Genomic DNA, 1,314 nt, shown 5'->3' on the forward strand with positions numbered 1-1,314 from the left:
TGACTCGACCCAAGCATTTTATCAACATGTTTATCTACAGCAAATCAGCGATCAACTGCCCGAGGGCGAAATCTGCGGCATATGGACCGGATTGCTGAAAGTGTCCCAACAGGGGCAGCAGAAATTACGGGATACCCTTAATACTTTGCTCCAGTCCGAGCAGGTGCGGCAACAGGGACGAATGCCGACTCTGATTAATCGGTTGATCAGCCATGGCCATCGGGTACATGTGCTTTATATCAAAGGGCATTGGCTCGATATCGATCAAGTCGAAGATCTGTTCAAGGCTGGAAGTTTCTAAATGATCAAATCCGAATACTTTATCCGAGCGGCTCAGGAAAAAGGGTTTGGGTTATACACAGGGGTGCCTTGCTCTTACCTCAAATCTTTTATTAACACCGTCATTGACTCTGATCATCTCCGCTATGTGGGGGCTACCAATGAAGGAGATGCCGTGGCGATCGCATCCGGTGCCGAATTGGCTGGAGTGCCCAGTGTGGTGATGTTTCAGAATTCGGGGTTTGGTAACGCTGTCAATCCCCTCACCTCTGTGAATCAAACCTTTAAAATTCCCATCTTGGTGATTGTGACCTGGCGAGGACAACCCGGTGGGGCACCGGATGAACCCCAGCACCAGCTGATGGGAGCCATTACTCCCCAATTGCTAGATCTAATCCAGGTGCCATGGGAACCTTTTCCCACGGAAATAGACCAGGTTGAGCCTACTCTAGACCGGGCGGTTGCCCATATGCAGCAGCATCAGACCCCCTATGCCCTAATAATGCAAAAGGGTTCCGTGGAATCTTGCCCCTTAAGCTCTCAATTAACCGTCAAGCCCCTGTTGAGCAGCCCTGCTGAAGCTCTCCCCCTTCCACAGGAGCCCTCCTTCACCCGTCGTGACATGCTGCAAGCCATCCAAGCTGCAACTGGGACTGAAGACATTCTGTTGGCCACTACGGGCTACACCGGTCGGGAATTGTATGCTATTGAGGACCAAGCCAATCAACTTTACATGGTTGGTTCCATGGGATGTATCTCCAGTCTCGGCCTGGGTATAGCGCTGGCTCAGCCCCACCGTCGAGTGATTGTGGTCGATGGAGATGGTGCTGCTTTGATGCGCCTAGGAGCCTTAGCCACCGTTGGCTATGAACGTCCGCCCAACTTGCGGCATATTCTCCTAGACAATCAGCGCCATGAATCCACAGGGGGACAGTCCACCGTGTCGGCCTCCATTGATTTTGGTGCGATCGCAAAAGCCTGTGGTTACAAACAAGTTGCTGTAGCCACAACCCCTGAAGACGTGAAAGCTTTGAC

Annotated in this window: 2 protein-coding genes; both read left to right on the forward strand. The window is 51.9% G+C overall.

The window, feature by feature from the left end:
• The coding region (locus tag F6K53_RS43040) for a hypothetical protein (RefSeq protein WP_293086787.1) at positions 1-301 on the forward strand (301 nt) is incomplete at its 5' end.
• Positions 302-1,314: phosphonopyruvate decarboxylase (gene aepY, locus F6K53_RS43045; protein WP_293086790.1), on the forward strand; the 1,013-nt coding region annotated here is incomplete at its 3' end.

Origin of the sequence: Moorena sp. SIO4A1, assembly GCF_010672065.1 — a bacterium.
In the GTDB taxonomy this organism is placed as follows: domain Bacteria; phylum Cyanobacteriota; class Cyanobacteriia; order Cyanobacteriales; family Coleofasciculaceae; genus Moorena.